Source organism: Polaromonas sp. P5_D5 (assembly GCF_054049435.1).
Genome location: NZ_JBFUMJ010000003.1, coordinates 604,511 through 628,532, shown reverse-complemented (window position 1 = coordinate 628,532; position 24,022 = coordinate 604,511). Strand labels below are relative to the sequence as shown.

General features: G+C 64.3%; 23 protein-coding genes. 15 read left to right on the top strand and 8 right to left on the bottom strand.

What is annotated here, in order from left to right:
* The first annotated feature begins 13 nt into the window (after window positions 1–13).
* The 9 genes from ccoP to ACXJKE_RS15720 all read left to right on the top strand — a co-directional run bounded on the left by ccoP (window position 14) and on the right by ACXJKE_RS15720 (window position 7,159).
* The gene (gene ccoP, locus ACXJKE_RS15760) at window positions 14–931 is read left to right on the top strand and encodes a cytochrome-c oxidase, cbb3-type subunit III (RefSeq protein ID WP_457281524.1); all 918 of its coding nucleotides are present in this window, start codon (window positions 14–16) and stop codon (window positions 929–931) included.
* Between the two features lie 7 nt (window positions 932–938).
* Window positions 939–2,366 carry a cytochrome c oxidase accessory protein CcoG gene (gene ccoG / locus ACXJKE_RS15755; RefSeq protein ID WP_457281523.1) on the top strand — a complete coding sequence of 476 codons (1,428 nt, stop codon included), beginning with the start codon at window positions 939–941 and terminating at the stop codon, window positions 2,364–2,366.
* 20 nt (window positions 2,367–2,386) lie between these two features.
* Window positions 2,387–2,644, top strand: a complete 258-nt coding sequence (locus ACXJKE_RS15750; RefSeq protein ID WP_457281522.1) for a nitrogen fixation protein FixH — start codon at window positions 2,387–2,389, stop codon at window positions 2,642–2,644.
* Window positions 2,645–2,671: 27 nt separating this feature from the next.
* Window positions 2,672–2,923, top strand: coding sequence for a hypothetical protein (locus ACXJKE_RS15745; RefSeq protein ID WP_457281521.1), 252 nt, complete (start codon window positions 2,672–2,674; stop codon window positions 2,921–2,923).
* A gap of 28 nt (window positions 2,924–2,951) precedes the next feature.
* Window positions 2,952–4,226: a PAS domain-containing sensor histidine kinase gene (locus tag ACXJKE_RS15740; RefSeq protein ID WP_457281520.1), complete on the top strand. Its 1,275-nt coding sequence runs from the start codon at window positions 2,952–2,954 to the stop codon at window positions 4,224–4,226.
* Window positions 4,223–4,867: a response regulator gene (locus ACXJKE_RS15735; RefSeq protein ID WP_457281519.1), complete on the top strand. Its 645-nt coding sequence runs from the start codon at window positions 4,223–4,225 to the stop codon at window positions 4,865–4,867. Before ACXJKE_RS15740 ends, ACXJKE_RS15735 begins: the two co-directional genes overlap by 4 nt.
* A 108-nt stretch (window positions 4,868–4,975) precedes the next feature.
* Window positions 4,976–5,821 (top strand): universal stress protein, encoded by an 846-nt coding sequence (locus ACXJKE_RS15730; protein ID WP_457281518.1) that lies wholly within the window; start codon window positions 4,976–4,978, stop codon window positions 5,819–5,821.
* A 103-nt stretch (window positions 5,822–5,924) separates the two neighbouring features.
* Window positions 5,925–6,395, top strand: coding sequence for a response regulator (locus ACXJKE_RS15725; protein WP_457281517.1), 471 nt, complete (start codon window positions 5,925–5,927; stop codon window positions 6,393–6,395).
* Window positions 6,386–7,159 (top strand): helix-turn-helix domain-containing protein, encoded by a 774-nt coding sequence (locus tag ACXJKE_RS15720; protein WP_457281516.1) that lies wholly within the window; start codon window positions 6,386–6,388, stop codon window positions 7,157–7,159. Before ACXJKE_RS15725 ends, ACXJKE_RS15720 begins: the two co-directional genes overlap by 10 nt.
* Here the strand turns inward: ACXJKE_RS15720 and ACXJKE_RS15715 are convergent.
* Window positions 7,153–8,238: a fatty acid desaturase gene (locus ACXJKE_RS15715; RefSeq protein ID WP_457281515.1), complete on the bottom strand. Its 1,086-nt coding sequence runs from the start codon at window positions 8,236–8,238 to the stop codon at window positions 7,153–7,155. The two genes, ACXJKE_RS15720 and ACXJKE_RS15715, sit on opposite strands and share 7 nt — an antisense overlap.
* Window positions 8,239–8,444: 206 nt before the next feature.
* Here ACXJKE_RS15715 and hemN point away from each other — a divergent pair, with 206 nt between their 5' ends.
* Together hemN and ACXJKE_RS15705 are read left to right on the top strand one after the other, a co-directional pair.
* Entirely contained in the window at window positions 8,445–9,827 is a 1,383-nt protein-coding gene (hemN, locus tag ACXJKE_RS15710) for an oxygen-independent coproporphyrinogen III oxidase (RefSeq protein ID WP_457281514.1), read from the top strand.
* 14 nt (window positions 9,828–9,841) lie between these two features.
* A complete protein-coding gene (locus ACXJKE_RS15705) occupies window positions 9,842–10,522 on the top strand; it encodes a sulfite exporter TauE/SafE family protein (protein WP_457281513.1) in 681 nt (226 codons plus the stop codon).
* A 31-nt stretch (window positions 10,523–10,553) separates the two neighbouring features.
* On the opposite strand, the gene ACXJKE_RS15700 is transcribed toward ACXJKE_RS15705, so the two are convergent.
* The 4 genes from ACXJKE_RS15700 to ACXJKE_RS15685 form a co-directional block, all read right to left on the bottom strand.
* Window positions 10,554–11,915, bottom strand: coding sequence for an MBL fold metallo-hydrolase RNA specificity domain-containing protein (locus ACXJKE_RS15700; protein WP_457281512.1), 1,362 nt, complete (start codon window positions 11,913–11,915; stop codon window positions 10,554–10,556).
* A 111-nt stretch (window positions 11,916–12,026) separates the two neighbouring features.
* Window positions 12,027–12,548 carry a DUF2917 domain-containing protein gene (locus ACXJKE_RS15695; RefSeq protein ID WP_457281511.1) on the bottom strand — a complete coding sequence of 174 codons (522 nt, stop codon included), beginning with the start codon at window positions 12,546–12,548 and terminating at the stop codon, window positions 12,027–12,029.
* Window positions 12,549–12,583: 35 nt separating this feature from the next.
* Window positions 12,584–14,410 carry a BTAD domain-containing putative transcriptional regulator gene (locus ACXJKE_RS15690; protein WP_457281510.1) on the bottom strand — a complete coding sequence of 609 codons (1,827 nt, stop codon included), beginning with the start codon at window positions 14,408–14,410 and terminating at the stop codon, window positions 12,584–12,586.
* 9 nt (window positions 14,411–14,419) lie between these two features.
* Window positions 14,420–14,695, bottom strand: a complete 276-nt coding sequence (locus ACXJKE_RS15685; RefSeq protein WP_457281509.1) for a DUF4242 domain-containing protein — start codon at window positions 14,693–14,695, stop codon at window positions 14,420–14,422.
* 230 nt (window positions 14,696–14,925) lie between these two features.
* On the opposite strand from ACXJKE_RS15685, the gene ACXJKE_RS15680 reads away from it, so the two are divergent.
* Complete coding sequence (locus tag ACXJKE_RS15680) at window positions 14,926–16,335, top strand: MipA/OmpV family protein (RefSeq protein WP_457281508.1); 1,410 nt, start codon at window positions 14,926–14,928, stop codon at window positions 16,333–16,335.
* 72 nt (window positions 16,336–16,407) lie between these two features.
* Here the strand turns inward: ACXJKE_RS15680 and mnmA are convergent, their stop codons facing one another.
* Entirely contained in the window at window positions 16,408–17,622 is a 1,215-nt protein-coding gene (mnmA, locus tag ACXJKE_RS15675; RefSeq protein ID WP_457281507.1) for a tRNA 2-thiouridine(34) synthase MnmA, read from the bottom strand.
* A 110-nt stretch (window positions 17,623–17,732) separates the two neighbouring features.
* Here mnmA and ACXJKE_RS15670 point away from each other — a divergent pair, with 110 nt between their 5' ends.
* On the top strand, window positions 17,733–19,334 hold the full coding sequence (locus ACXJKE_RS15670; protein WP_457281506.1) for a glucan biosynthesis protein: 1,602 nt from the start codon (window positions 17,733–17,735) through the stop codon (window positions 19,332–19,334).
* A gap of 73 nt (window positions 19,335–19,407) precedes the next feature.
* On the opposite strand, the gene ACXJKE_RS15665 is transcribed toward ACXJKE_RS15670, so the two are convergent.
* Both ACXJKE_RS15665 and ACXJKE_RS15660 read right to left on the bottom strand, forming a co-directional pair.
* The gene (locus tag ACXJKE_RS15665) at window positions 19,408–19,923 is read right to left on the bottom strand and encodes an NUDIX hydrolase (protein WP_457281505.1); all 516 of its coding nucleotides are present in this window, start codon (window positions 19,921–19,923) and stop codon (window positions 19,408–19,410) included.
* Window positions 19,924–19,931: 8 nt separating this feature from the next.
* Entirely contained in the window at window positions 19,932–20,933 is a 1,002-nt protein-coding gene (locus ACXJKE_RS15660; RefSeq protein WP_457281504.1) for a LysR family transcriptional regulator, read from the bottom strand.
* 139 nt (window positions 20,934–21,072) lie between these two features.
* On the opposite strand from ACXJKE_RS15660, the gene ACXJKE_RS15655 reads away from it, so the two are divergent.
* Window positions 21,073–22,608 carry a CoA-acylating methylmalonate-semialdehyde dehydrogenase gene (locus ACXJKE_RS15655; RefSeq protein WP_457281503.1) on the top strand — a complete coding sequence of 512 codons (1,536 nt, stop codon included), beginning with the start codon at window positions 21,073–21,075 and terminating at the stop codon, window positions 22,606–22,608.
* A gap of 254 nt (window positions 22,609–22,862) precedes the next feature.
* Window positions 22,863–23,978 (top strand): Re/Si-specific NAD(P)(+) transhydrogenase subunit alpha, encoded by a 1,116-nt coding sequence (locus ACXJKE_RS15650; RefSeq protein ID WP_457281502.1) that lies wholly within the window; start codon window positions 22,863–22,865, stop codon window positions 23,976–23,978.
* The last annotated feature ends 44 nt before the right edge of the window (window positions 23,979–24,022 follow it).

Below are 24,022 nucleotides of genomic sequence, written 5' to 3'. Positions count from 1 at the left end.
TCGGGTGTGAGCCATGAGCGATTTCACAGACAACTTCTGGTCCTGGTACGTGGCCGCGCTGACCTTGATCGGCATCCTCGGTGCCCTGGTCCTGCTGTGGGCGACGGCCCGCAAAAAAATACCCCAGAACAGCGACAACACGACGGGCCACGTCTGGGATGAAGACCTGCGCGAGTCCAACAACCCGATGCCGCGCTGGTGGATGTGGCTGTTCGTGATCAGCGTGATCTATTCCTTGCTCTACCTGGTCGCTTACCCGGGCCTTGGTGCTTACCCGGGCGAAATGGGCTGGAGCACGCGTGGCGAATACAACACCGCGATGGACAACGCAGACAAGGAGCTTGCACCGCTGTACGCCGGCTTCACCGCCAAAAGCGCGGACGAGCTCGCCGGCGACGCCAATGCCATGGCGGTGGGCGAGCGCCTCTTCATGAACAACTGCGCCCAGTGCCACGGCTCGGACGCGCGCGGCAGCAAGGGCTTTCCCAACCTCGCCGACACCGACTGGCTGCACGGCGGCTCAACCGAAAAAATCAGGGAGACCCTGACCGTGGGCCGCAAGGGCCAGATGCCGCCCATGGCGGCCGCTGTAGGCACAGCGGATGATGTCAAGAACGTGGCGAATTACGTCCTGAGCCTGTCCGGTGGTCCCCACGATTCACTGCGCGCGCAGCTCGGCAAATCCAAATTCACCGCCTGCGCGGCCTGCCACGGCATGGACGGCAAGGGCAATACCGCGATAGGCGCGCCCAACCTGGCCGACGACATCTGGCTGCACGGCTGGGGAGAGCAGGCCATCGTCGACATTGTGAACAAAGGCAAAACCAACGAAATGCCTGCGCAGGCCGGCAAGCTCACGGAAGCGCAGATCCATGTGTTGACAGCTTACATCTGGGGGCTCTCCAACAAAGCCGCTGCGGCAAAACTTTGAGGCGACAGTGACCCAGCTGCCTTTGCGAAAAATCATTCCCATCGTGCCGGCGGCAGAGCCGGCAGGGGAGTCGCTGTACGAGGCGCAAAAGAAAATCTACCCGCGTTCCGTGAGCGGGCTGTTTGCGCGCTGGCGCTGGGCATTCGTCATCTTGACGCAGCTGTTTTTCTACGGCTTGCCGTGGCTGCAGTGGGGGCAGCGCCAGGCGGTGCTGTTCGACCTGGAGGCGCGGCGCTTTTATCTCTTCGGTTATGTGCTGTACCCGCAGGACTTCATCTACCTGACCGGCCTGCTGGTCGCCAGCGCTTTGTCGCTGTTCCTGTTCACGGCGGTTGCGGGCCGGCTTTGGTGCGGCTTTGCCTGCCCGCAGACGGTGTACACCGAAATTTTCCTCTGGATAGAGCGCAAGGTGGAGGGCGACCGCACGGCCAGGCTACGGCTGGACGGCGCGCCGTTCTCGCTGGAAAAACTGGTCAAGAAGTGGTTCAAGCACATCCTCTGGATAGGCGTGGCGATGTGGACCGGCTTTACCTTTGTCGCTTATTTCGTGCCGGCCCGCGAGCTGATCCTGCAATTCTTGCAGACCAAAATGGGCGGCTGGGAAATCTTCTGGGTCTTGTTCTACGGTTTCGCCACTTACGGCAATGCCGGCTTCCTGCGTGAGCAGGTGTGCAAATACATGTGCCCTTACGCGCGCTTCCAGAGTGCGATGTTCGACAAGGACACGCTGATCGTGAGTTACGACCCCGCGCGGGGTGAACCGCGCGGCGCCAGGTCGCGCCATGCCGACGCCGCGGCGCTGTCCCTGGGGGCTTGCGTCGATTGCACCCTGTGCGTGCAGGTTTGCCCGACAGGCATAGACATCCGCGAGGGCCTGCAGTATGAGTGCATAGGCTGCGCGGCATGCGTGGATGTGTGTGATGGTGTGATGGACAAAATGGGTTATGCGCGGGGTCTGATCCGCTTCACCACCCAGAACGCGCTCGCCGGAAAATGGGGTGCTTCACGCATGCTGCGGCAGGTGCTGCGCCCGCGCGTGCTGGTCTATACGGCGCTGCTCGGCGTGCTGTGCCTGACACTCCTCTGGAGCCTGGTGGCGCGCATGCCGTTGAAGGTCGACGTCGTGCGGGACCGCGCCGCGCTTTCGCGCATCGTGTCGGGCGGGCGGCTGGAAAATGTTTACCGGCTGCAGATCATGAACGCCACCGAGCAGCCGCAACGCTACACGATTGCGGCCGCCGGACTGGAGGGCCTGACGGTCGCCTCTGAGGCCGAAGTCAGCGTGGGCCCCACCGAATCCCGCTGGGTCGCAGTGCGGCTGCAAATTCCCTACGGCTCGACGCAGGCCGGCTCGCACCCCATCGTGTTCCGCATCGTCGATGAAAGCGGGCGTGCCCACGTCGAAGAAAAATCCGTGTTCCTTGTTCCGCGATGAATCGCGATGAAAGGCCCCTCATGAATTCCATTCCCACCCAAGCCACTCCATGGTGGAAGCACGGTCATGTCTGGCTGGTGATTTCCGGGCCCGCCGCAGTGGTCGTGGCAGGCGTGGTGACAGCCTTCCTGGCCGTCAAGTACCCGGATGCCGTGATAGGCGGACAGGAGCCGGCGCGGGCCTCGCGCATCAATGCGCTGCATCAACCCAGGGCACTGGCGCCGGCCCTGGAGGGGCGCAATCACGCGGCCACACCCGACAAAACGGCTCGTCCCTGATCGCCTGCAACGCAAAGAGGAGACCCCATGATTTCAGCCAACAAGATACTGGGCATCGCCTGGCCGGCCTTTCTGTCGGCCTGCCTGCTGGAACTGCTGCTCTTCGGACTGTTCGACCCTGAGGAAATGCTGCGTTACGGGCAACCCGCGGGGCTGTCCCGGCTGGCACTGCAGACCGCCGCCTTTTTTGTGTTCTGGCTTGCCTGCGCGGCCTCCAGCGCCTTGACGGTGCTGCTGATGGGGCCTGTGCCGGCTTCCGCAGAAAGGGCCGGGCGGTAAGATCGGGTTCCACTCCCGAAGCTGCCCCATGTCCCTGTTCCCCCACGTCGGTGACGCGGTGCCCAAGCGCCGGCGCTCCATGGCCATCGCACTGGCCGTGATGGCAACCCTGACGCTGCTGGCCGCCGTCCATCTGGCGTCCAGCCCACAATCGCTGCCGGGCCTGCCGCTGGTTGCAGCGCTGGCCGCCGCCACATGCGGCATTGCCTGGCTGCTGGCCGGGCGTGACGCGGCGCGAGACCGTATCGGCAAGCAAGCGCTGGAGGGCGCGGACGCGAGGCTGGCCGGTCTGCTGGATTCGGCCATGGACGCCATCATCACTGTGGACAGCAAGCAGAACGTGCTCTTGTACAACAAGGCGGCCGAGAAGATATTCGGCTGGCCCACGCGCGAGATGCTGGGCCAGCCGCTCACACGGTTGATTCCACAGCGGCACCAGGGAGCACACGGCGAGCAGGTTCGGCGTTTCGGTCAGACCGGCACAACCTCCAGGCGCATGGGAGACGGCACGGTGCTGTATGGGCGGAGGTCCAGCGGCGAGGAGTTTCCGCTGGAAGCTTCCATCTCGCAGCTCGATACCGCGCACGGCAAGCTTTACACCGTGATCCTGCGCGACGTGACTGAGCGGGTCCGTGCGAGCGAGGAACTGAGCGCCTTCGCCTCGGCGGCCCACGCCATCCGTGAAAGCGAAAAAACACGGATCGCGCGCGAGCTGCACGACGAACTCGCGCAGTCATTGACGGCGATCAAGATGGACGCCACCTGGATTCGGGAAGCCTTGCCCCCGGATGCAGGTGCCGTGCGGGCCAAACTGGACGACATGCTCGGCTTGCTGGACACCACGGTGGCCGCCACGCGCCGCATCGCGTCAGATTTGCGGCCGTTGCTGCTGGACGACCTGGGCCTGGTGCCGGCCATCCAGTGGCTCACCCATAATTTCACCCAGCGTCACGGCGTGGTGTGCAAGCTGTCGCTGGACGAGGAGGTTGAGCTGGCCGAACCGTATGCCACGGCGGTGTTCCGCATTGTGCAGGAGTCGCTCGTGAACGTGGCAAAGCACGCGAGTGCGTCGCAAGTCGATGTACGCATAGCGAGGACTGATGCGGCCGTGATCCTCGACGTGAGCGATGACGGTGCCGGGTTCGCGCCGGACGCCCCGCGCAAGCCCAATTCGCTGGGTCTGATGGGCCTGCGCGAACGGGCCCGCCTGCTGCAGGGGACGGTGGACATAGACACCGCGCCGGGCCAGGGAACCCGCATACGGGTCAGCATTCCGGTGCCCGAAACAGGAGACATCACGTGATCAAAATTGTGATTGCCGACGACCATTCCATCGTGCGGGAGGGGCTCAAGCGCATCGTGTCCTCCATCGATGACATGGAGGTCGCCGGCGAGGCCGGCAACGGGACAGAAGTCATGCAGCGCGTGCGCGAGCTGGCCTTCGACGTGCTGGTGCTGGACCTCTCCATGCCGGGGCGCAGCGGCATGGAGCTCATCAAGCTGATTCGCGGCGAAAAGCCGCAGCTGCGCATCCTGGTCCTGAGCATGCACCAAGAGCTGCAGTACGCCGTGCGCGCCATCAAGAACGGCGCCAGCGGCTACCTGACCAAAGAGAGCGCGCCGGACCAGCTGGAGCAGGCCATACGCAAGGTGGCTTCAGGCGGCGCCTTCATCAGCGCCGAAGTGGCCGAGCAACTCGCGCTGGGTGCGATGCCCGGCAGCCAGGCAGTGCCGCATGAAAGCCTTTCGAATCGCGAGTTTGAAGTGCTGCAATTGCTGGTGGCCGGCGTTTCCCTGACGGACATCGGGACGAAGCTGAACCTGTCGGTCAAGACCGTCAGCACCCACAAGACCAACCTCATGCAGAAAATGGGCTTGCAAAACCAGAGCGAGCTGATCCGCTATGCGCTCAAGCACGGACTGACCGAGCCGCTGGACCCCTGAGGCCCGCCGGGCCGCCGCAGAAAGCGCCTGGTGTTGACAAGGGTCAACACGGCCGCGGGCGCATCTTCCTACAGTCAGGGTATCCAAACTCTGCACCGGAGATGTTCCATGAGCAATGAACTCAAACAACTGCTGGTCCACGCCGACGCCTCGCCGCAATTCGCGCAACGCCTTGAATTTTCCTGCCGGCTTGCCGCGCAGTACGGTACCGGTATCACGGCACTGTATGCCTCGCCTTCGGCCTCGGAGGCGCTTCCCGTCGCCTCCGGCATGGGCTCCGGCCTGGCCGTGAGGCGGGAGAACGAGCAGGACACCGAACTGGCGCGGGCGCGTTCGGTGTTCGAGCAGCTCAGGCCCGCGGGGTTCCCGGCCGCCTGGGCTGAAGTCCATGAATTTCCGCTGCTATCGGCCTTTGCCGGACAGGCGCTCTATGCCGACCTGCTGGTGCTGGGCCAGCACGGCCCGGGCGAGGGTTGGTCCACGCTGATGCCGGCGGATTTTCCGGAGGCTGTGATTGCCCTGAGCGGGCGGCCGGCACTGGTGCTGCCCTACACGTCGGCAAAACCGGGTTTGCCGGGCAATGTGGTGATCGCCTGGAAGCCCACCCGCGGAGCCGCACGCGCGGTGACCGCGGCCCTCCCCATCCTGCGCAACGCAAACTCGGTGCATATCCTGAGCTGGGGCGTTGATGCCGTGGCGGCTACGGGCGCAGGTCCGAATATCGTCTCTTACCTGAAGGCCCACGGTGTCCAGGCCAGCTGGCACCGGGAAAATGTGGAAGGCGCGGAACCCGGGAACCTGGGCGACCTGCTGCTGTCGCGCGCATTCGATCTGCAGGCGGACTTGCTGGTGATGGGCTGCTATGGCCGCGCCCGCGCCTATGAATGGGTATTGGGCGGCGCATCCCGGACCGTGCTTAAAAGCATGACGCTACCCGTGTTGATGGCGCATTAAGCGGGCGCGCTGGTCGGTACAGGCTCGGAAATTTCCGAGTCTGGATCGGAGCGCCGGTGCCGGCGAACCAGCCTTATCCGAGCCGGCCTTTCAGCAAAAGACGATGTCCCTGCCGCGCCGCCTGCGCGACAGTAAGGGCATGCAACACACCGCTTCACCCACCCGGGTCTTTCTGGCCGACGACTCCGCGCTGAGCCGCCGCAGCGTTGCCGAAATGCTTACCGCCCGGGGCGTGGTGGTCGCGGGCCAGGCCGATACGCCGGAGTCTGCGGTCTCGGGCATCCTGGCGACGCAGCCCGATGTGGTGGTGCTTGACGTGCAATTCGAGAAGGGCACGGGCATGCAGGTGCTGCAGTCCGTCCTCAAAACCACGCAAGACATTCCTTTCATCATCCTCAGCAACCATGCCGAGGCCGCCTACCGTGCGCGCTACCTGGCTGCGGGCGCTGCCTGTTTTCTCGATAAACACGCCGAGTTTTACCAACTCGGGGACACCGTGGCAATGCTTGCGCAGCCGCGGCGTGTGGATCAGTCCGTTTCTTCCTCCCAATCCAAGGAGTCATCATGCCCTTAGCCTGTTCATCCGCCAGCGGCACTTCATCCGTCAGCGGCATTTCATCCGCCGCTATCCTGCCACTGAAGACTCACTGCTCGAACTGCAACCTGCGCGACCTCTGCCTGCCCTGCGGCATGAAGCCCGCCGATGTGGATGGACTGGACGATCTCCACTTCAGCCGGACGAAGGTCAAGGCGGGGCAGACGCTCTACCACGAGGGCCAAGCTTTCCGCAACATTTATGCGGTGCGTATCGGCACCTTCAAATCCAGCCTGACGCTGGCAGATGGCCGTGAGCAGGTCAGCGGCTTCCAGATGGCCGGTGAACTGATGGGCCTGGACGGTATTGCCAACGGCGCGTATGCCAGCAACTCCACTGCACTCGAAGACACTGAAGTCTGCACCATTCCCTACGACCAGATCAGCGGCCTGGCTGCGACCAGTGCCGACATGCAGCAGGCCGTCAGCCGGCTGATGAGCCGGGAAATCGTCAAGGAGCACAGCCTGATGATGCTGTTGGGCAGCATGAACGCCGAAGAGCGGCTGGCTGCCTTCCTGCTCAACCTGTCACAGCGGCTCAAGTTGCGTGGCTACTCAGCCAGCGAATTCCACTTGCGCATGTCGCGCGCCGAAATCGGCAGCTACCTGGGCATGAAGCTGGAGACCGTGAGCCGCACCTTTTCCGCCTTCCTGCAGCAGGGCATCCTGGAAGTCGACAAACGCCACATCCGCATCCTCGACCACGCGGCCCTCAAACAGGTCTTCGATACCCGGGTTCACTGAACGACCATCGACTGGGTGGCCGGGGTACCGGAAAAATCCGTCCATTGCCGCCGCTCGAAGTCATAAAGCTTGCAGCGGCGCGCCGTATCGAAGTACCAGTGCCAGGAAAAAGGCTGTACGACGATGTGGCCAGGCAGCCTGGCCTCCAGCATGGCCTGCGCCTGTTTCAGGCGGTACAGCGGCACGCCCATGTCTACGTGATGGGCCGTGTGCTCCATGATGTGGTGCAGCGCCGCGCCGAAAAACGAGTTGAAGGTCAGGTGCACGGTGGTGGAGACAAAGGGGTTGGCGTCCGACCAGCTTTTTTTGTTGTCATACCAGGCGATCTGGGTGTGCGTGTGGTGCACGTAGACCACAAAACCTATCAGGCCGTTCCACACTAACAGCGGCAGGAAAAAGCCAACGGCCAAAAGCCAGAGCGCCGACTGACCGGTAGACCCTGCCGCGATCACAAGGCCTGCGATCCAGGCTGCGGCAGCGGCAGTGACCAGCAAGCTGTCCGCGACAAAAATGCCGCGCCGCGTAGGCATCACGGCTTTGGACGGGAAGTAAAGCCGCTTCCACCAGATTTCCACGAGGTAGTAGAGCCAGGGCGCCCAGCCGCTGCGGTAGGCGCGCTCCAGCCACTGTTTCCAGACAGGCATGCTTTCATAGGCCTCAAGGGTCGCGGGCTGCCATACGAAATCAAAGCCGCTGAGGTTGGTGTAGCCGTGGTGCACGATGTTGTGCCCGACATCCCACAGGCTGTAGGGCGTGAGCGAGGGCAAAAAAAGCAGGCGGCCCAGCCAGCGGTTGAGTTTGCGGTGTGGGGTGAAGCTCTGGTGACACGCGTCGTGGCCGAGGATAAACAGCCTCGCGATCATGAAGCCGGCCAAGAGGGCCATGAGCACCTGGAGGGCAGGGTGGCCCGCGAGCACTGCCCCGGTCATGCATGCAGCGAACAGGGCAAAGTCCATCAGGGCCAGCGCCAACGCGAGGCCGGTGTTTTTGGTCGAGACAGGAAGAAGCCAGGAACGCAGGACTTTTCGGTGCGGAAGGACGGTGGCTTGGTTTTCTTGGATTGCTTGTGAGAGGGACATGAGATGAAGGGTTGGCAGCCGGGGCCGTTGACCCAAGGCAATGGGGAAGCCGCCAGCTTACGGCGCGCCCTGCGCGGCGATTTGACGCAGGTCAAGGACGGGGCAAACGCGTCCGGCGGCCGCACCTTGCGCCCTCGTTGATCCACATCAACGCAGCCGGGGCGGAGAGGCGGCACAGTGGAGGCCTCACATTCCTGAACCATCCCATGCCCGCAGTTCTACCCCAGGCCCTTCGCCAGTTCGACATCTCCGGCCCGCGCTACACGTCCTTTCCGACGGCGGACCGTTTTGTCGAGGCCTTTACCGCCGTCGATCACGGCCGCGCGCTGGACGACAGGCGCGCGCGGGCCGAGACCTCGGCGGCACCGCTATCGCTGTATGTGCACATCCCCTTTTGCGAATCGCTGTGCTACTACTGCGCCTGCAACAAGATCATCACCAAGCAGCACAGCCGTGCCACCGCCTACCTGGGCTATCTTGAGCGCGAAGTGGCCCTGTACACGGCGCGCCTGGGGCAGGGACAGCCTGTCAGCCAGCTGCACCTGGGTGGGGGCACGCCGACTTTTTTGTCCGACGCGGAACTCGCACAGCTCATGGACATGCTCAGACGCAACTTCGACATCGCGGCCGGTGCGGAAATGGCCATCGAGGTAGACCCACGCACCGTGGACAACACGCGCCTGGCCGCGCTGGCGGCCCTGGGCTTTAACCGCCTGAGTTTCGGCGTGCAGGATTTCGATGCCGACGTGCAAAAAGCCGTGCACCGCGTCCAGCCCGCCGAACAGGTGTTCGCGCTGGTTGCGCAGGCGCGCGTGCTCGGGTTTGAATCCATCAATGTGGACCTGATCTACGGCCTGCCGCGGCAGACGCAGACGTCCTTCGCGCGAACCATCCGCCAGGTCGAGGAACTCAGGCCGGACCGCATTGCCCTCTATGCCTATGCCCATTTGCCGGAGCGCTTCAAGCCGCAGCGGCACATCCCGCCGGCGCTGCTGCCCGCGGCCGAGGACAAGGCCGCCATGCTGGCCGAAGCGATGCAGCGTTTGCAGGGCGCGGGTTACCGCTACATCGGCATGGACCACTTCGCGCTTGAGAACGATGCGCTGGCCGTGGCCAGCCGCGAGGGCCGGCTGCACCGCAACTTCCAGGGCTACAGCACCCAGCCCGACCGCGACCTGGTGGGCCTGGGCGTATCGGCCATTGGCGCGGTCGGCGCCACCTACAGCCAGAATGCCAAAACCCTGGAGGAATACTGCGACCTGCTTGACCAGGGGCGCTTCCCGGTCACGCGCGGCCTGGCACTGAGCCGGGACGACCTGGCGCGCCGCGCGGTGATCATGGCCATCATGTGCCAGGGCCAGGTGTGGTTCGAATCGATAGAGCTCGCCTGGATGCTGGATTTCAAGACCTACTTTGCGGCGGAACTGGAGCGCTTGCGCGAACTGGAGGATGCCGGGCTTGTGCTGCTTTCCAGCACCGGCATCGAGGTGACGCCCGAAGGCCGGTTCGTGTTGCGCGCGGTCGCCATGGTGTTTGACCGCTACCTGCAGTCCGACCTCAACCGCAGTCGTTTCTCGCGCATTATTTGATCGCAGCGCTGCCCATGTCTTACGCCCTCGCCACGACGGCCCTGCTGATGGGCCTTGCCGGAGGACCTCATTGCGCTGTGATGTGCGGCGCGGCCTGTGGCGGCCTGCGGCGCGTGGGCCCGCAGCGGCAGGCGCATTCACCGCTGGTCTTTCAGGCCGGGCGGCTTGTCGGCTATTCAAGTGCGGGCGCGGCGGCAGCGATGGCAGTGCAAAGTTTTGCGTGGATGACAGAACAGGCCGCCGTGGTCAAGCCGCTCTGGGTGCTGTTCCATCTGGCCGTGCTGGGTTGGGGAATGATGCTGATGGTGAAGGCCAGCCAGCCGGCCTGGGCCGACCGCGCGGGCCGCTCCGCGTGGTCCAGGGTGGGTGCCGTGGCCGCATCGCGGGGCGGGATGTTCTCGGTGGGCGCGTTATGGGCCTTTATGCCCTGCAGCCTGCTTTATTCGGCGCTGCTGGTGGCGTCCCTGAGTGGCGGGCCGTTGCAAGGCGCGCTGGCCATGGCGGCTTTTGCCGTGGGCAGTGGCGTCTCCCTGCTGCTGGCGCCGCAACTACTGGCCGGGCTGCGGCGCGCCGGCAACGGCCTGGGCGGTCAACTGGGTGTGCGTCTGGCCGGGGGGGTGCTGATGCTGGCCGCGGTGTTCGGCTTGTGGAGCGACATGACGCATCGCATCGCGCAGTGGTGCGGGCTGGCCTGAGGCTGTCCTTGCCGCTGGCTTGTGAATTGCATCAGGTGAGAGAGACCGACTCCAGGTAACAGGGCAGGTGGCATGGCCAGTGCAGTTCGCGTTCGATGCGCTGGCGCATGGCATCGGCTGCGGCCGGCTCGCCGTGGGTGATGAAAGTCTGCTTCGGTACCGACTTGAAGCCGCGCAGCCAACCCATGATTTCGGCGGCATCCGAATGGGCCGACAGGTCGTCCAGCATCGCCACTTCGGCGCGCACCGGCACGTCCTGGCCGTGGATACGCACGGTAGGCGCGCCGCCGGAGATGAGTGCGCCGCGCGTGCCGCCGGGCTGGAAGCCGGCAAACACGATGGTGTTGCGCTTGTCGGGCGCGAAGGCTTTGAGATGGTGGACCACACGTCCGCCGGTAGCCATGCCGCTGGCGGCAATGATGACCATGGGGCCGTGCCTGGCATTGAGCAGGCGCGACTCCTCCGGCGACTCGACGATGTGGGCGGTATGCGCCATGGCCTCGCACTCCGCGGGTGTTAGCCGCAGCTCGGCCTTGTGTTTCAGGTACACCTGCGTGGCATTGGCCGCCATGGGACTGTTGAGGTAGATCGGCAGGTTGCGTTGTATGACACCTTGCGCCTTGAGCACCTGAACGCAGTGCAGCAGGCTTTGCGCGCGCCCCACCGCAAAAGCCGGGATCACTACCACCCCGCCGCGCGCGGCTGTGCGGTTGATTACCTGGCCCAGCGCCAATAGGGGGTCAGAGTCCTTGTGCAGGCGGTCGCCGTAGGTGGACTCCACCACCAGATAATCGGCGCCGTCCATCCGTGTAGGCGGCTTGAGCACCAGGTCGTTGGGGCGGCCTATGTCCCCGGAAAACAGGATGGAGCGCGAGCCGTTGTCCAGTTGCACGAACGACGAGCCCACCATGTGGCCGGAAGGAGTCAGGCTGGCGTTCAGGCTCGGTGCCGGGTGCCAGTTTTTTCCGCTGGGTACCGGGTGCAGCAGCTTGATGCAGCGTAGCGCATCCTCGCGTGTGTACAGCGGCAGCGCCGGTGCGTGCTTCGAAAAGCCGTGGCGATTGGCGTATTCGGCTTCTTCTTCCTGCAGGTGGCCAGCGTCGGGCAGCAGGATGCGGCACAGGTCGGCCGTGGCCGGGGTGCAGAACACCTTGCCCTTGAAGCCCTGGCGCGCCAGCAGTGGCAGGTAGCCGCTATGGTCAATGTGGGCGTGCGTCAGGATCACGGCGTCAATGGAGGCCGGGGCCACAGGTAGCGCGGACCAGTTGCGCAGGCGCAATTGCTTGTAGCCCTGGAACAGCCCGCAGTCGACCAGCACCGTGGACTCCCCGTACCGGATCAGGTATTTGGAACCTGTCACGGTATCTGTGGCACCGAGGAATTGAATCTTCATGCCAGCAGCTTAGATAAAAATGGTGTGCGGGTGTTTGATGTAGCGCAATAGCCTGCACGCTGCAATGCATCGGGAAACCCGGGTCGATGCCGGCTGATGCGAACTCATTTGCTATGGATTTAATAGCTGCTTGCGCTCATCCAGTAATGATTTGAGGCTGTTTTTCTTCCAGAAGGAACGGCCTGACTCCTGCGCCCCGCTGCCTTCGAGTGTGACGAATACAGCACGGCGGTCGCAGGTCTCGCCCTGGCCGCGCGCGCGTCTTGCGCTCGCCGCGGCGCTGAGCGCCAGCGCCGCGAAGCCGCGGGCGGCCACAAAGGCCAGGAAGGCCGTGCCGCCAAGAGGCCGGGCGAGCAAGGCGCTGATGAGGCCCGGGCGGCAGGGCTCCCAGTGCAGCGTCACGCCCTGCGCGGTTCCTGCGGGCTCAATCACCGCGTTCTCATCGGCGCCTAGGCGCACGCGCTGGCCGGCCTCAATGAAATGATCGCCGGAATCATTGTGGCGCGTCAGCCAGAGCCGGCCCCGCAGCACTGTCAATTCACCGCCGCGCCGGGGCAGGCGCAGCGCTTGTCCCGGCGCCAGGCGCCGGGTTCCACCGTGAAATACGGCGCCGTTGGATGTCGCATTCATCATCGACCTATTGAGGTGTTGCCGCGCCGTCGCCGGGTTCAGAGCCCGGCAAGGGTGTGCAGCGCGGGGTTGTCGATCTGGCCGGCAAGCAGTTTCGCCGCGGCCGCGCTCGCGTTGTCGCCCAGCGCTGCGCGGTGAAGGCGGGCGCGTACCGTCAGTTCGCGCATGCCGCTGCGCGCAGCGAGGTCCTGCATTTCGTTGATCCAGGCCGAGGCCTGGGGCATGGCTTGTGCCACAGCGACATCACACAGCGCGTCGAGGGCATATGCCTTGGCCCACAGGTAGGCGTCAGGAAGGCGTACGCAGCGCGTCAGTGCGTCAGCAAGTATTTCAACGGCGCGCTGCGGTTCCCCGCGCGCCATCGCCACACGCCCCAGGCCCCGGCCGGCAATGCCTTCCCAGCACGGGTCGCTGATCTGGCAGCCGAGCGCGAAGGCATGCTCGAAGCGGTTCGCTGCGGCATCCACGTCGCCGCGCAGCAGGTCGATCTCGGCCCGCAGCGATTGCGGCCACGGCACAAAGGCGGTCCAGCCTTGCCGGGCCAGTGCCACCGAGCGGTCCAGGGCGTCGGCGGCCGCCTCGGGTTCGCCGTGCAGCAGTAGCGCGCGGCCCAGCATGGACAGCGCGTAGGCAAGTTGCCGGCTGTCGCCGACGGCCGCAGCCAGCGCCTCAGCTTCGCGCAGCTGGCTGATGGCGGCCGTGTAATGCGCAGTGTCGCTGAGCGCAGCGCCGTACACGGTGGCGATGCGCGCCTGCTCCGCGTGGTCGCCGGCTGCCAGCGGCGTCGCGCGTTGCAGCCAGGCCAGCGTGCGTTCATAGCGGCCGCGCAGGAATTCGACATAGCCGAGTTCGCGGCACGCGGCGGCGGCGAGTGCCGGCGAAGCCTCGTGGCCGACCTCCAGTGCTTCGTGAAGCGCAGTGGCGCCTTCTTCGTCGCGTCCGCGGGCGGCATGCACCAGCGCACCGCCCAGCGCCACGCGGGCGCGCGCACGCAGTGCCGCGTCGCCGGTGGCATCGGCTTCCACGATCGCGCGGCGCAGGCATTGCAGGCCGGCATCGAGCGCGCCGGCGCTGATCGCCGCCTCCCCGGCTTCCAGCTGGGCCAGCGCCGCGGCGCGCCCGGTGGCGGGCCGCGCCGTGGGCGCTGCGGTGAGCGTGCGCAGGGCCGCGTCCAGCGTGGCGCCGGGTTGCACGCCGAGTTCGCGCTGGAACAATTCGCGGCAGGCTGCGGCCTGGCGCGCCGCACCCACGCCGTCGCCCGAGGCCGCGAGGCTGCGCACCAGCAAAGCCTGGTAGTTCTCGTCGAGCGGGTTGTGCCGCACCAACCGGCCGGCCAGTGTGGCTGCTTCTGTCATGGCGCCCGCGGCCATGCGAGCCAGGGCGGCTTCGCGCAGCACGGCTTCGGCGGCGGCCTGCAGATGGCGCCGCTCCGTGGCGAGCCAGACCTCGAAGGCCGGGCTGCCTGAAAAATTCATGCCTTCCAGCAACTCGTGATCCAGGCCGGGCACGCACAGGGCTTGCGCCCAGCTGCCCGACAGCACGACGCTGAGGTCGACGTAGGTGGCAGGCTCCAGCAAAAGTGCCAGCAGATCGCCGCGCAACTCTGCGGTGCCGAGCAGGCGCCGCAGCTCACTGAGGTTCCAGCGCAGGGCGGCCAGCGGGTCTTCTGCGTCTTCGAACAGCAAGCCCGCCAGATGTTTGCGGCTGACCGGTGCATCACTGCGGACCAGGTAGGCAAGCAGGCCCCAGACCTTGTGCCCGCGCGGCGCCGGCACAGGGCTGCCGCCTCGCTCTATGCGCGGCGGACCAAGCAGGTAGATGGCAAGCCCCGGAGACGGCGGATTGTCGGGGGCTTGCGGATTCACCGGCAGACCTCAGGCTTCAGCGGTGGTGGGGTCGATGACCGTGGTGATCTGCGCGACGGAGTTCGCCGGGAAACCGCCGCGGCGCGCATGTTCCCTCACGAGCTCCTCATTGGCGGCGCGGTAGATGCAGTACATCTTGCCGCCTGTCACATAGCTTTGCACCCACTGCACATCAGGCCCCAGTTCCTGCAGCACACCGCAGGATTTCTGGGAGATGGATTGCAGCTCGGCGGGCTTCAGGGCCCCGAGTCCGGGGATGACACGTTCGATCACGAATTTGGGCATAACAGGCTCCGTTAAGTTGGTGGAGACCCGAAGATAGGCAGTGTACGTGTGAGCCAGCGTGTGAGGAAATCGCCGGGAAAGGATGTCGGCCTAGTCCATATGTGCCTGTTTGCTTACAAGTTGGGCGGCTCAGGCGGTGCCATTCGTGGATAGCATCGGAGTGTCCGCCGCGCCTTTAGCCCTTGTCCGGTCGCGGTCGCCCGCTCAAGTAGCTTTCACATAAAAAACCAATGATGAACCTGTCATTCTCATCGCGCCGCCTGCTTTTGGGCTCCACCCTTCTCTTCAGCGGCCTCTGCGCCATGTCGCCGGCCTTTGCCGGTGGCAACACCGAACCACTGACCGACATTCTTTCTTCGCCCGGCAGCGCGGGCCTGGGCCTGGTGACGCGCATTGAACGTTCGCCCTACAAGGATGCAGGCACACGTTACGACCTGCTGCCGCTTTACCTGTATGAGGGCGAGCGGCTTTTCCTGCATGCCAACCGGGGCGGCATCAAGCTGCTCAACGGCACCGAGCGGCGGCTGGACCTTTTTGTGGAGCAGCGCCTGGAGGGCTTTCCGACCGAGCGCCTGCCCGCCAGCCTGGCCGGCATGTCGCCGCGCGACTCGGGCCTGGACCTGGGCCTGGCCTACCGCTGGCGCCAGCCCTGGGGCACGTTGCAGGCGGAGCTGGTGCATGACATCAGCAACACCTACAAGGGCAACGAGTTCCGTCTGGGCTACACCTACGACTGGCGCTCGGGCCCCTGGATGTTGCGCCCCAGTGTGACCGTGGGGGTGCGCGACGCCAGGCTCAACAACTATTACTACGGCGTGCAGGCCAGTGAGGCAACGGCCGGGCGGCCTGCTTATGTGCCGGGCTCGGGCGTGCAGACCTCGATTGGCCTTTACGGCTCTTATGACCTCACCGAGCGCTGGCGCCTGCTGGCCGGTGTGTCGGCCACCTTGCTGGACAACAAGACAAAGAACAGCCCCATTGTGCAAAAGAGCGTGCTGCCCGCCGTGTATATCGGCGCGGCCTATGACTTTGGCGGCCACAAGCGTGAGTGGGCAGAAGACGGCTCGCCCACCTACTTCAAGCTGCTGTACGGCAAGTCAACCGAAGATGGCTGCCATCTGGCCAAGATCATCACGGCGCAGTGCCTGTCGACGGCGAAGGTCAATTCGACCAGCATTACCGGCATCCAGGTCGGCAAGCCCTTCCTGAACAACGTGAACGGCTGGCCGCTCGACTTCATCGGCTATGTGGGCCTCACGCACCACAACGAGCGGGGCCTGCAGGCCAATGGCGTGCAACTGGACCTGTTCATGAAGGCCGTCTACTCGGGCTTCCCGTGGAGCGACCGGGTCAAGACGCGGCTCGGTCTGGGCGTGGGCGTGTCCATGGCACAGCGGGCTCCCTACATTGAGTCCTCCAGCCTGGCGGCCAACGGCAAGTCGGCTTCCCGCATGCTCAATTATCTGGATCCGACCATCGACGTGAGCCTGGGCGACCTGATCGGCTACCGGCCGCTCAAGGACACCTTTATAGGCTTTGGTGTGTCGCACCGCTCCGGCATTTTTGGCTCGTCGCGCCTGCTGGGCAATGTCAACGGCGGCTCCAACTACATCTACACCTACGTTGAAACCGCGCTTTGAGTCGTATTTGCTATTGATTTAATAGCTGCTTGCGCAAGTCCATAAAGGCTTGCGGCCTGATTTGAATGAAAATCAGGCGTAGGCTGCCCGGACCGGCACAGCCGGCTGGTTCTGCACATTGCTGGCAGCAATCACGCCGCCACCCAGGCAGACATCGCCCTGGTAGAGCACAGCCGACTGGCCCGGCGTCACCGCCCACTGGGCATCGGCAAACACCAGTTCGCAGGCCGCGCCGGTAGCGCTGCGCAGTTCGCAGGGTGCGTCGGCCTGCCGGTAGCGTGTCTTGGCCGCCATGACACCGGGCGTCGGTGCATGTCCCGCCACCCAGCTGCAGTCCTGTGCCTGGATCACCGTGGATTGCAGCCAGTGGTGATCATGGCCCTGAACCACCCACAGCGTGTTCGTTTCAAGGTCCTTGCGTGCCACAAACCAGGGTTCGTGCTCGCCCACGCCGCGCAACCCCCGCGCCTGCACGGCCTTGAGCTCGGCCCCTTTGGCCTTCACGCCGCCTATGCCCAGGCCCTGGCGCTGTCCCAATGTATAGAAGGACAGGCCCACATGCTCGCCGAGCACGCGGCCCTTGTCGTTCTTGATGGGGCCTGGCTCTTTGGCGATGTAGCGATTCAAGAATTCGCGGAAAGGCCTCTCGCCGATAAAACAGATGCCAGTGGAGTCTTTTTTCTTCGCGTTGGGCAGGCCGATCTCGTCGGCAATGCGCCGGACTTCGGTCTTGCGCAACTCACCCACCGGGAACAGCGTTTTGGAGAGCTGTGCCTGGTTGAGCCGGTGCAAAAAATAGCTTTGGTCTTTGGCTGGATCAAGGCCCTTGAGCAGTTCGTGCAGGCCGGTGGCTTCGTTGTGGCGAACCCTGGCGTAATGCCCGGTCGCGATTTTTTCGGCGCCCAGGCGCATGGCATGGTCCAGAAATGCCTTGAACTTGATTTCGGCGTTGCACAGGATGTCGGGGTTGGGCGTACGGCCAGCCTGGTATTCGCGCAGGAACTCGGCGAAGACGCGGTCCTTGTAGTCGGCTGCGAAGTTGACGTGCTCGATCTCGATGCCGATCACGTCGGCCACGGCGGCGGCGTCGACAAAATCAATGTTGGACGAGCAGAACTCGCTGTCGTCGTCATCTTCCCAGTTCTTCATGAAGATGCCGATAACCTCGTGGCCCTGCTGTTTGAGCAGGTGCGCCGTCACCGCGGAGTCCACGCCTCCGCTCAGGCCGACGACGATCCGTTTCCGCTTGCCGTCGTGGCTGTATGTGTTGATTTGCGGGTTGCCCATGGCTCTATTGTAAAAAGATGAAAGCGTTTGCGCCTGTCTGGGCTTTTCGGCCCTGTTGGCCGTGCGGCCGGCGGCACAATGGAATGCCCTTTCTTGCAGGAGCTGCCACTTTGCAACGACGTCAATTTCTTTCCCGCACCGGGCAGGCCGTCACGGCCGCCGGCATCGCCACCGGGCTGCCATGGCTTTCGTCACTGGCCCAGGCCGCGGGCCTCAAACCCGTGGGCAAGGCCCAAGCCTTCGACTACGCGATGCTCAAGGGCCAGGCGCGCGACTTGTCGGCAAAACCCTACCGGCCCCGGCCTGTGGCCTTGCCGGCCGGTATTTCGGACTTGACCTGGGACCAGCACCAGGCCATACGCTTTCGGGACGACCATGCCTTGTGGGGCGATGACAAGCTGCGCTTCGTGGCGAAGTTTTTCCACCTCGGCCTGTACTTCAAGACGCCGGTGCGCATGCACGAAGTGAGCAATGGCCAGGCGCAGGAGCTGGCCTATGACCCGGCCATGTTTGATTATGGGAAAAGCGGCGTGCGGGGCGACAAGCTTCCCGCCGATCTCGGTTTTGCCGGCTTCCGGCTGAATTTCCACACCGATCCGGTGCGTGACGTGGCGGCCTTCCTTGGCGCAAGCTACTTTCGCGCGGTGGGCGGCGAATGGCAGTACGGCCAGTCGGCGCGGGGCCTGGCCATCGACACGGCGCAAACTTTCCCGGAAGAGTTTCCGGATTTCATCGGTTACTGGCTCGAAAAGCCGGACCCGAAAGCGGCCTCGCTGACCGTCTACGCCCTGCTGGACTCGCCGAGCGTCAGCGGCGCCTACCGCTTTGTGATCACGCCGGGCGACACGCAGGTCATGGACCTGGACGTGGCGCTGTATCCGCGCAAAACCATTGACCGCATGGGCATCGCGCCGTGCACCAGCATGTTCCAGACCGGCGAAAACGACAAACGCATGGGCTGGGACTGGCGCGGCGAAATCCACGACACCGACGGCCTGGCCATGCACAGCGGCACGGGCGAATGGCTGTGGCGTCCACTGACCAATCCGGCGCAATTGCAGTTCAACGCCTTTCAGGACGACAACCCGCGCGGTTTTGGCCTGATGCAGCGCGATCGCAACTTTGACCACTACCAGGACGACGGCGTGTTCTATGAAAAACGCCCGAGCCTGTGGGTTGAGCCCAAGGCGGGCTGGGGTGCGGGCGCGATACAGCTGGTGGAAATTCCGACCGCGGACGAAACCTTTGACAACATCGTGGCCTTCTGGAACCCCAGGGACAAGCCGCAGGCAGGGCAGGAGTTGCTGTTTTCCTACCGGCTGCACTGGGGGGGCGAACCGCCCGCCGCGCAAGGGCCGCTGGCGCGCTGTGTGGCCACACGTACCGGCCTCGGCGGCGTGGTCGGGCAAAAGCGCACGGCCTACACGCGGCGTTTTGCCGTCGATTTTGCGGGCGGTGACTTTGCCTTGCTGAACCGCGGGGCCCAGGTCAAAGCCGTGATCACCGCTTCGCGCGGCACGATTGAATTGACGTCGGCCCGGCCGCTGGACGCCATCAAGGGGTGGCGTGCCATGTTCGACCTGCGCCCCGATGGCGACAGCACGGCACCCATCAACCTGCGCATGCATTTGCAGGTCGATGGTCAGTCATTGACGGAGACCTGGTTGTACCAGTGGACGCCGCCGCCGGTGGCGCAACGAATTCTTTATTGAGGCCTGCTCTGGCCGTCAGCGGGGAAGCGTTCCCGTTGGCGCCGCCAAATCGTGCATGGCTCAGCGGCGCTTCCTACTTCTGGCTCAGCGGTGCATGCACGCTGGCATCCGTGGTCACCAGATCAAGCGGGAAGCGCCTGCCTGCCAGGTAATCTTCCATGCAGGTCAACAAGAGGGGGCTTCGGTGCATGTGAGCGCTTGCTCTTATTTCGTCGGCCGTCAGCCAGACCGTGCGCACAATGCCTTCATCCAGCGCCTGGCCTGCCACGTGCTCGCCCAGTTCGCCGCAGAACGCAAAGCGCAGGTAGGTGATGTCTTCGGATTCTTCCTGCCCGATGAGGGCCCGCTCAAAGCGGGAGAGATAGACCCCCACAATGGCGGTGGGCGTGAAATGGAAGGCGGTTTCTTCCAGTGTTTCGCGCACACAACCCTCAAAGGGACTTTCACCGGGATCCAGGTGGCCGGCGGGGTTGTTGAGCTTCAGGCCGTCCCGCGTTTCCTCTTCGACCAGCAGGAACCTGGAGACACCGTCGATCTTTTTTTCAATCACCGCAGCGACCGTGACGCTGGGTTTCCATCGTTTAATCATGCGCCGGATTATCCGTGGCCTTGATGACCGGGGTCCTGACCGGCCGGCCAGGTGTGTTTGCTAGCCGAAAATCCGGCAGCGAAACTCTCGCGCAAATGTGCCACAAGGCATTGCACCGCCTTGGGCACTTGCTGCGACCAGGGCCTGAGGGCGTAAATGCGCTCGCCGAAAAATCCCTGCACCTGCCACTCGGGCAGCACCTGCACAAGCGGCGACGGCGATGGCACCGCGCTGCCACCCGCAGGTGCGCTGAAATCCGGCAGCAGGCCGATGCCCAGGCCCGCCACCAGCGCTTCGCGCAGCACTTCGCTGTTGTTGGCCTTCAGTGTGCCCGTGATGTTCACGCCAACCTGCTCGCGGGATTTGCGCTTGCCGCTGCGCACGAAGGTCCAGCTGGCGGTGTTGTGGTTGCCCAGGTAAAGCAGGCAATCGTGCGCGGCCAGGTCTGACGGCTGCGCAGGCACGCCGCGGCGCGCCAGGTAGTCGGGGCTGGCCAGCAGGATGGAGCGCGTTTCGCACAACACCCAGGCCACATGGGTGTCGGGCGGCGCATTCGTGTGTCGTATCGCCAGGTCGAAGCCTTCATTGGCAAGGTTGACAAAGCGGTCGGTGAGTTCCAGTTCGATATGGATCTCGGGATAGCGCTTGAGGAAGGCCGCAACGCAGGGCGCCAGGTGCTGACGCCCCAGAGCGACCGGTGCTGTCACACGGATCAGCCCGCGCGGGGTTTCGACCAGGTCCTTGACGGCGGAATAGCTTTCGCTGATGCGGTTAAACGCCGGCTGCATGTCGTTCACCAATTGCTGGCCGGCCTCCGTCAGGCCTACGGAGCGCGTGGTGCGCCGCACCAGCGTCACGCCGGCGGCGCGCTCCAGCTCACTGATGCGCATGCTGGCCGAGGCCTTGGACATCCCGAGGCGGCGCGCCGCTTCGGTAAAGCTGCGTGTAGCCGCCAGGATGGTCAGCAGGTGAAGATCGGCGACAAGGGGCGATAGCTGGTCGGAAGACATGGAGGTCGAGAGGCCTATTGTTCAAAAATATGAACAATGTAATCACAAAACGGGGCATTATCAATTCGGCTGCGCAGCCCTAGACTGCGGTGAACCCCCAACGGCCAGTCCGGTGCCGCCACCTTTCAAGGATTGCAAAATGTCTTTATCCCCTGCTGCCTCCGCTTCACAAGCCACTATCGGCCACTACCTGAATGGCCGTGTGGCCGCGCCGTCTTCCGGGCGTAGCCAGGAAGTCTTCAACCCTGCAACGGGCGCGGTGTCGGGTTATGTCGCGCTTGCCAGCGGAACGGAGGTCGATGCGGCCGTGGCGTCAGCCCAGGCCGCCTTTCCCGCCTGGGCCGACACGCCGCCACTGCGCCGCGCGCGCGTGCTGTTCAAGTTCCTGGAACTGCTCAACCTGAACAAGGACAAGCTGGCCCACATGATCACCGCCGAGCACGGCAAGGTGTTCACCGACGCCCAAGGCGAGGTCTCGCGCGGCATCGACATTGTTGAATTCGCCTGCGGCATTCCGCAGCTGCTCAAGGGCGACTTCACCGACCAGGTTTCCACCGGCATCGACAACTGGACGCTGCGCCAGCCGCTGGGTGTGGTGGCCGGCATCACGCCCTTCAATTTTCCGGTGATGGTGCCGATGTGGATGTTCCCGGTGGCGATTGCCGCCGGCAACTGCTTTGTGCTCAAGCCCAGTCCCATCGACCCCAGCCCCAGCCTTTTCATGGCCGACCTGCTCAAGCAAGCCGGCTTGCCCGACGGCGTCTTCAACGTGGTGCAGGGCGATAAAGAGGCGGTCGACGCCCTGCTGGTGCACCCGGACGTGAAGGCCGTGTCCTTTGTTGGCTCCACACCGATCGCGAACTACATCTACGAAACCGGCGCACGCCACGGCAAGCGCGTGCAGGCACTGGGCGGCGCGAAGAACCACATGGTGGTCATGCCCGACGCCGACCTGGAGCAGGCGGTGGACGCATTGATCGGCGCGGGCTACGGCTCGGCCGGCGAACGCTGCATGGCGATCTCTGTGGCTGTGCTGGTGGGCAATGTGGCCGAAAAACTCATTCCCATGCTGGAAGCGCGCGCCAAAACACTGGTGATCAAAAACGGTGTGGAGCTTGACGCTGAAATGGGCCCCATCGTCACATCGGCCGCGCACCAGCGCATTACCGGCTACATCGAGACGGGCGTGAAAGAAGGCGCCAAGCTGCTGGTGGACGGCCGCACCTTCACGGGCGCCAAGGCCGGCCCGGGCTGCGGCAAGGGCTTCTGGATGGGTGGCACGCTGTTTGACCATGTCACGCCCGACATGCGCATCTATAAAGAAGAGATTTTCGGCCCCGTGCTGGGCTGCGTGCGCGTGAAGGACTTCGCCGAAGCGGTGAACCTGATCAATGCCCATGAATTCGGCAACGGCGTGAGCTGCTTCACCCGGGACGGCCACGTGGCCCGCGAATTCAGCCGCCGCATCCAGGTCGGCATGGTCGGCATCAACGTGCCGATCCCGGTGCCCATGGCCTGGCATGGCTTTGGCGGCTGGAAAAAAAGCCTCTTCGGCGACATGCACGCCTATGGCGAAGAGGGCGTACGTTTCTATACCAAACAAAAGTCCATCATGCAGCGCTGGCCAGAGAGCATCGGCAAGGGCGCCGAATTCGTGATGCCGACAGCCAAATAGAAATAGCACGCCAGCCATCAAGGCAAACCGGCCCCAACCGCCATGTATTGGCAGGCGGGGCTTTTTTTATTGCGTGGCTTGACTCGGGTCAAAAACTGTAGACTGCCCTGACAAAAAATTGCAGAAATCTCATGTAAGCTTCATGACAGGTACAAAAGCGGATACGCAGACAAAGACACCGAGACAGATCGCGCGCAAGCTCGCCTGCGGGCTGACGTCAATCAAACCAACACCAACGTACTGAGGAGAGACCCATGCTCATTGGGGTACCCGCCGAAATCACGGCCGGAGAAACACGCGTCGCCATCACGCCCGAAACGGCCAAAAAGCTCAAGGCACAAGGGCACACCGTCCGTGTGCAGTCCGGCGCCGGGGTGGCCGCCAGCGTTCCCGATGAGGCCTACACGGCGGTCGGCGCGGAGATCACCGACGCGGCGGGCGCTTACGGCGCTGATATCGTGCTCAAGGTCCGCTGCCCGCTGGACAGCGAAATGCCGCTGGCCAAAGCCGGCGGTGTGCTGGTCGGCATGCTCAATCCTTTTGATGCCACTGGGCTGCAGCGCCTGGCTGCGGCCAAGCTGACGTCCTTCGCGCTGGAGGCCGCGCCGCGCACCAGCCGCGCGCAAAGCATGGACGTGCTCTCGTCGCAAGCCAACATCGCCGGCTACAAGGCCGTGATGATGGCCGCTGCCGAATACCAGCGCTTCTTTCCCATGCTGATGACGGCGGCCGGCACGGTCAAGGCCGCCCGCGTGGTGATTCTGGGTGTCGGCGTAGCCGGCCTTCAGGCCATTGCCACCGCCAAGCGCCTGGGCGCGGTGATCGAAGCCAGCGACGTGCGCCCGAGTGTCAAAGAGCAGGTCGAATCGTTGGGCGGTAAATTCATCGATGTGCCCTACGAGACTGACGAAGAGCGCGAAGCCGCAGTCGGTGTGGGCGGCTATGCCAAGCCCATGCCGCCGAGCTGGCTCGAGCGGCAAAAAGCCGAAGTCGCCAAGCGCGTGGCGCAGGCCGACGTGGTCATCACCACAGCCTTGATCCCGGGCCGCCCTGCGCCCGTGCTGGTCACCGAAGACATGGTCAAGGCCATGAAACCCGGCAGCGTGATCGTCGACCTGGCTGCACCACAAGGCGGCAACTGCCCGCTGACCGAGCCCGGCAAAACGGTCGTCAAGCACGGCGTGACGCTGATCGGCCAGACCAATGTGCCGGCCCTCGTCGCCGCCGACGCCAGCGCACTCTACGCACGCAACCTGCTCGACTTCCTCAAGCTCATCATCACCAAGGAAGGCACGCTCAATGTCGACCTGGAAGATGACATCGTCGCCGCCTGCCTGATGACGCAGGGCGGCGAGGTCAAGAAGAAGTAACCCATTCGGGACCCATCGGATCAATTGGATTTAATCGGCCAGCC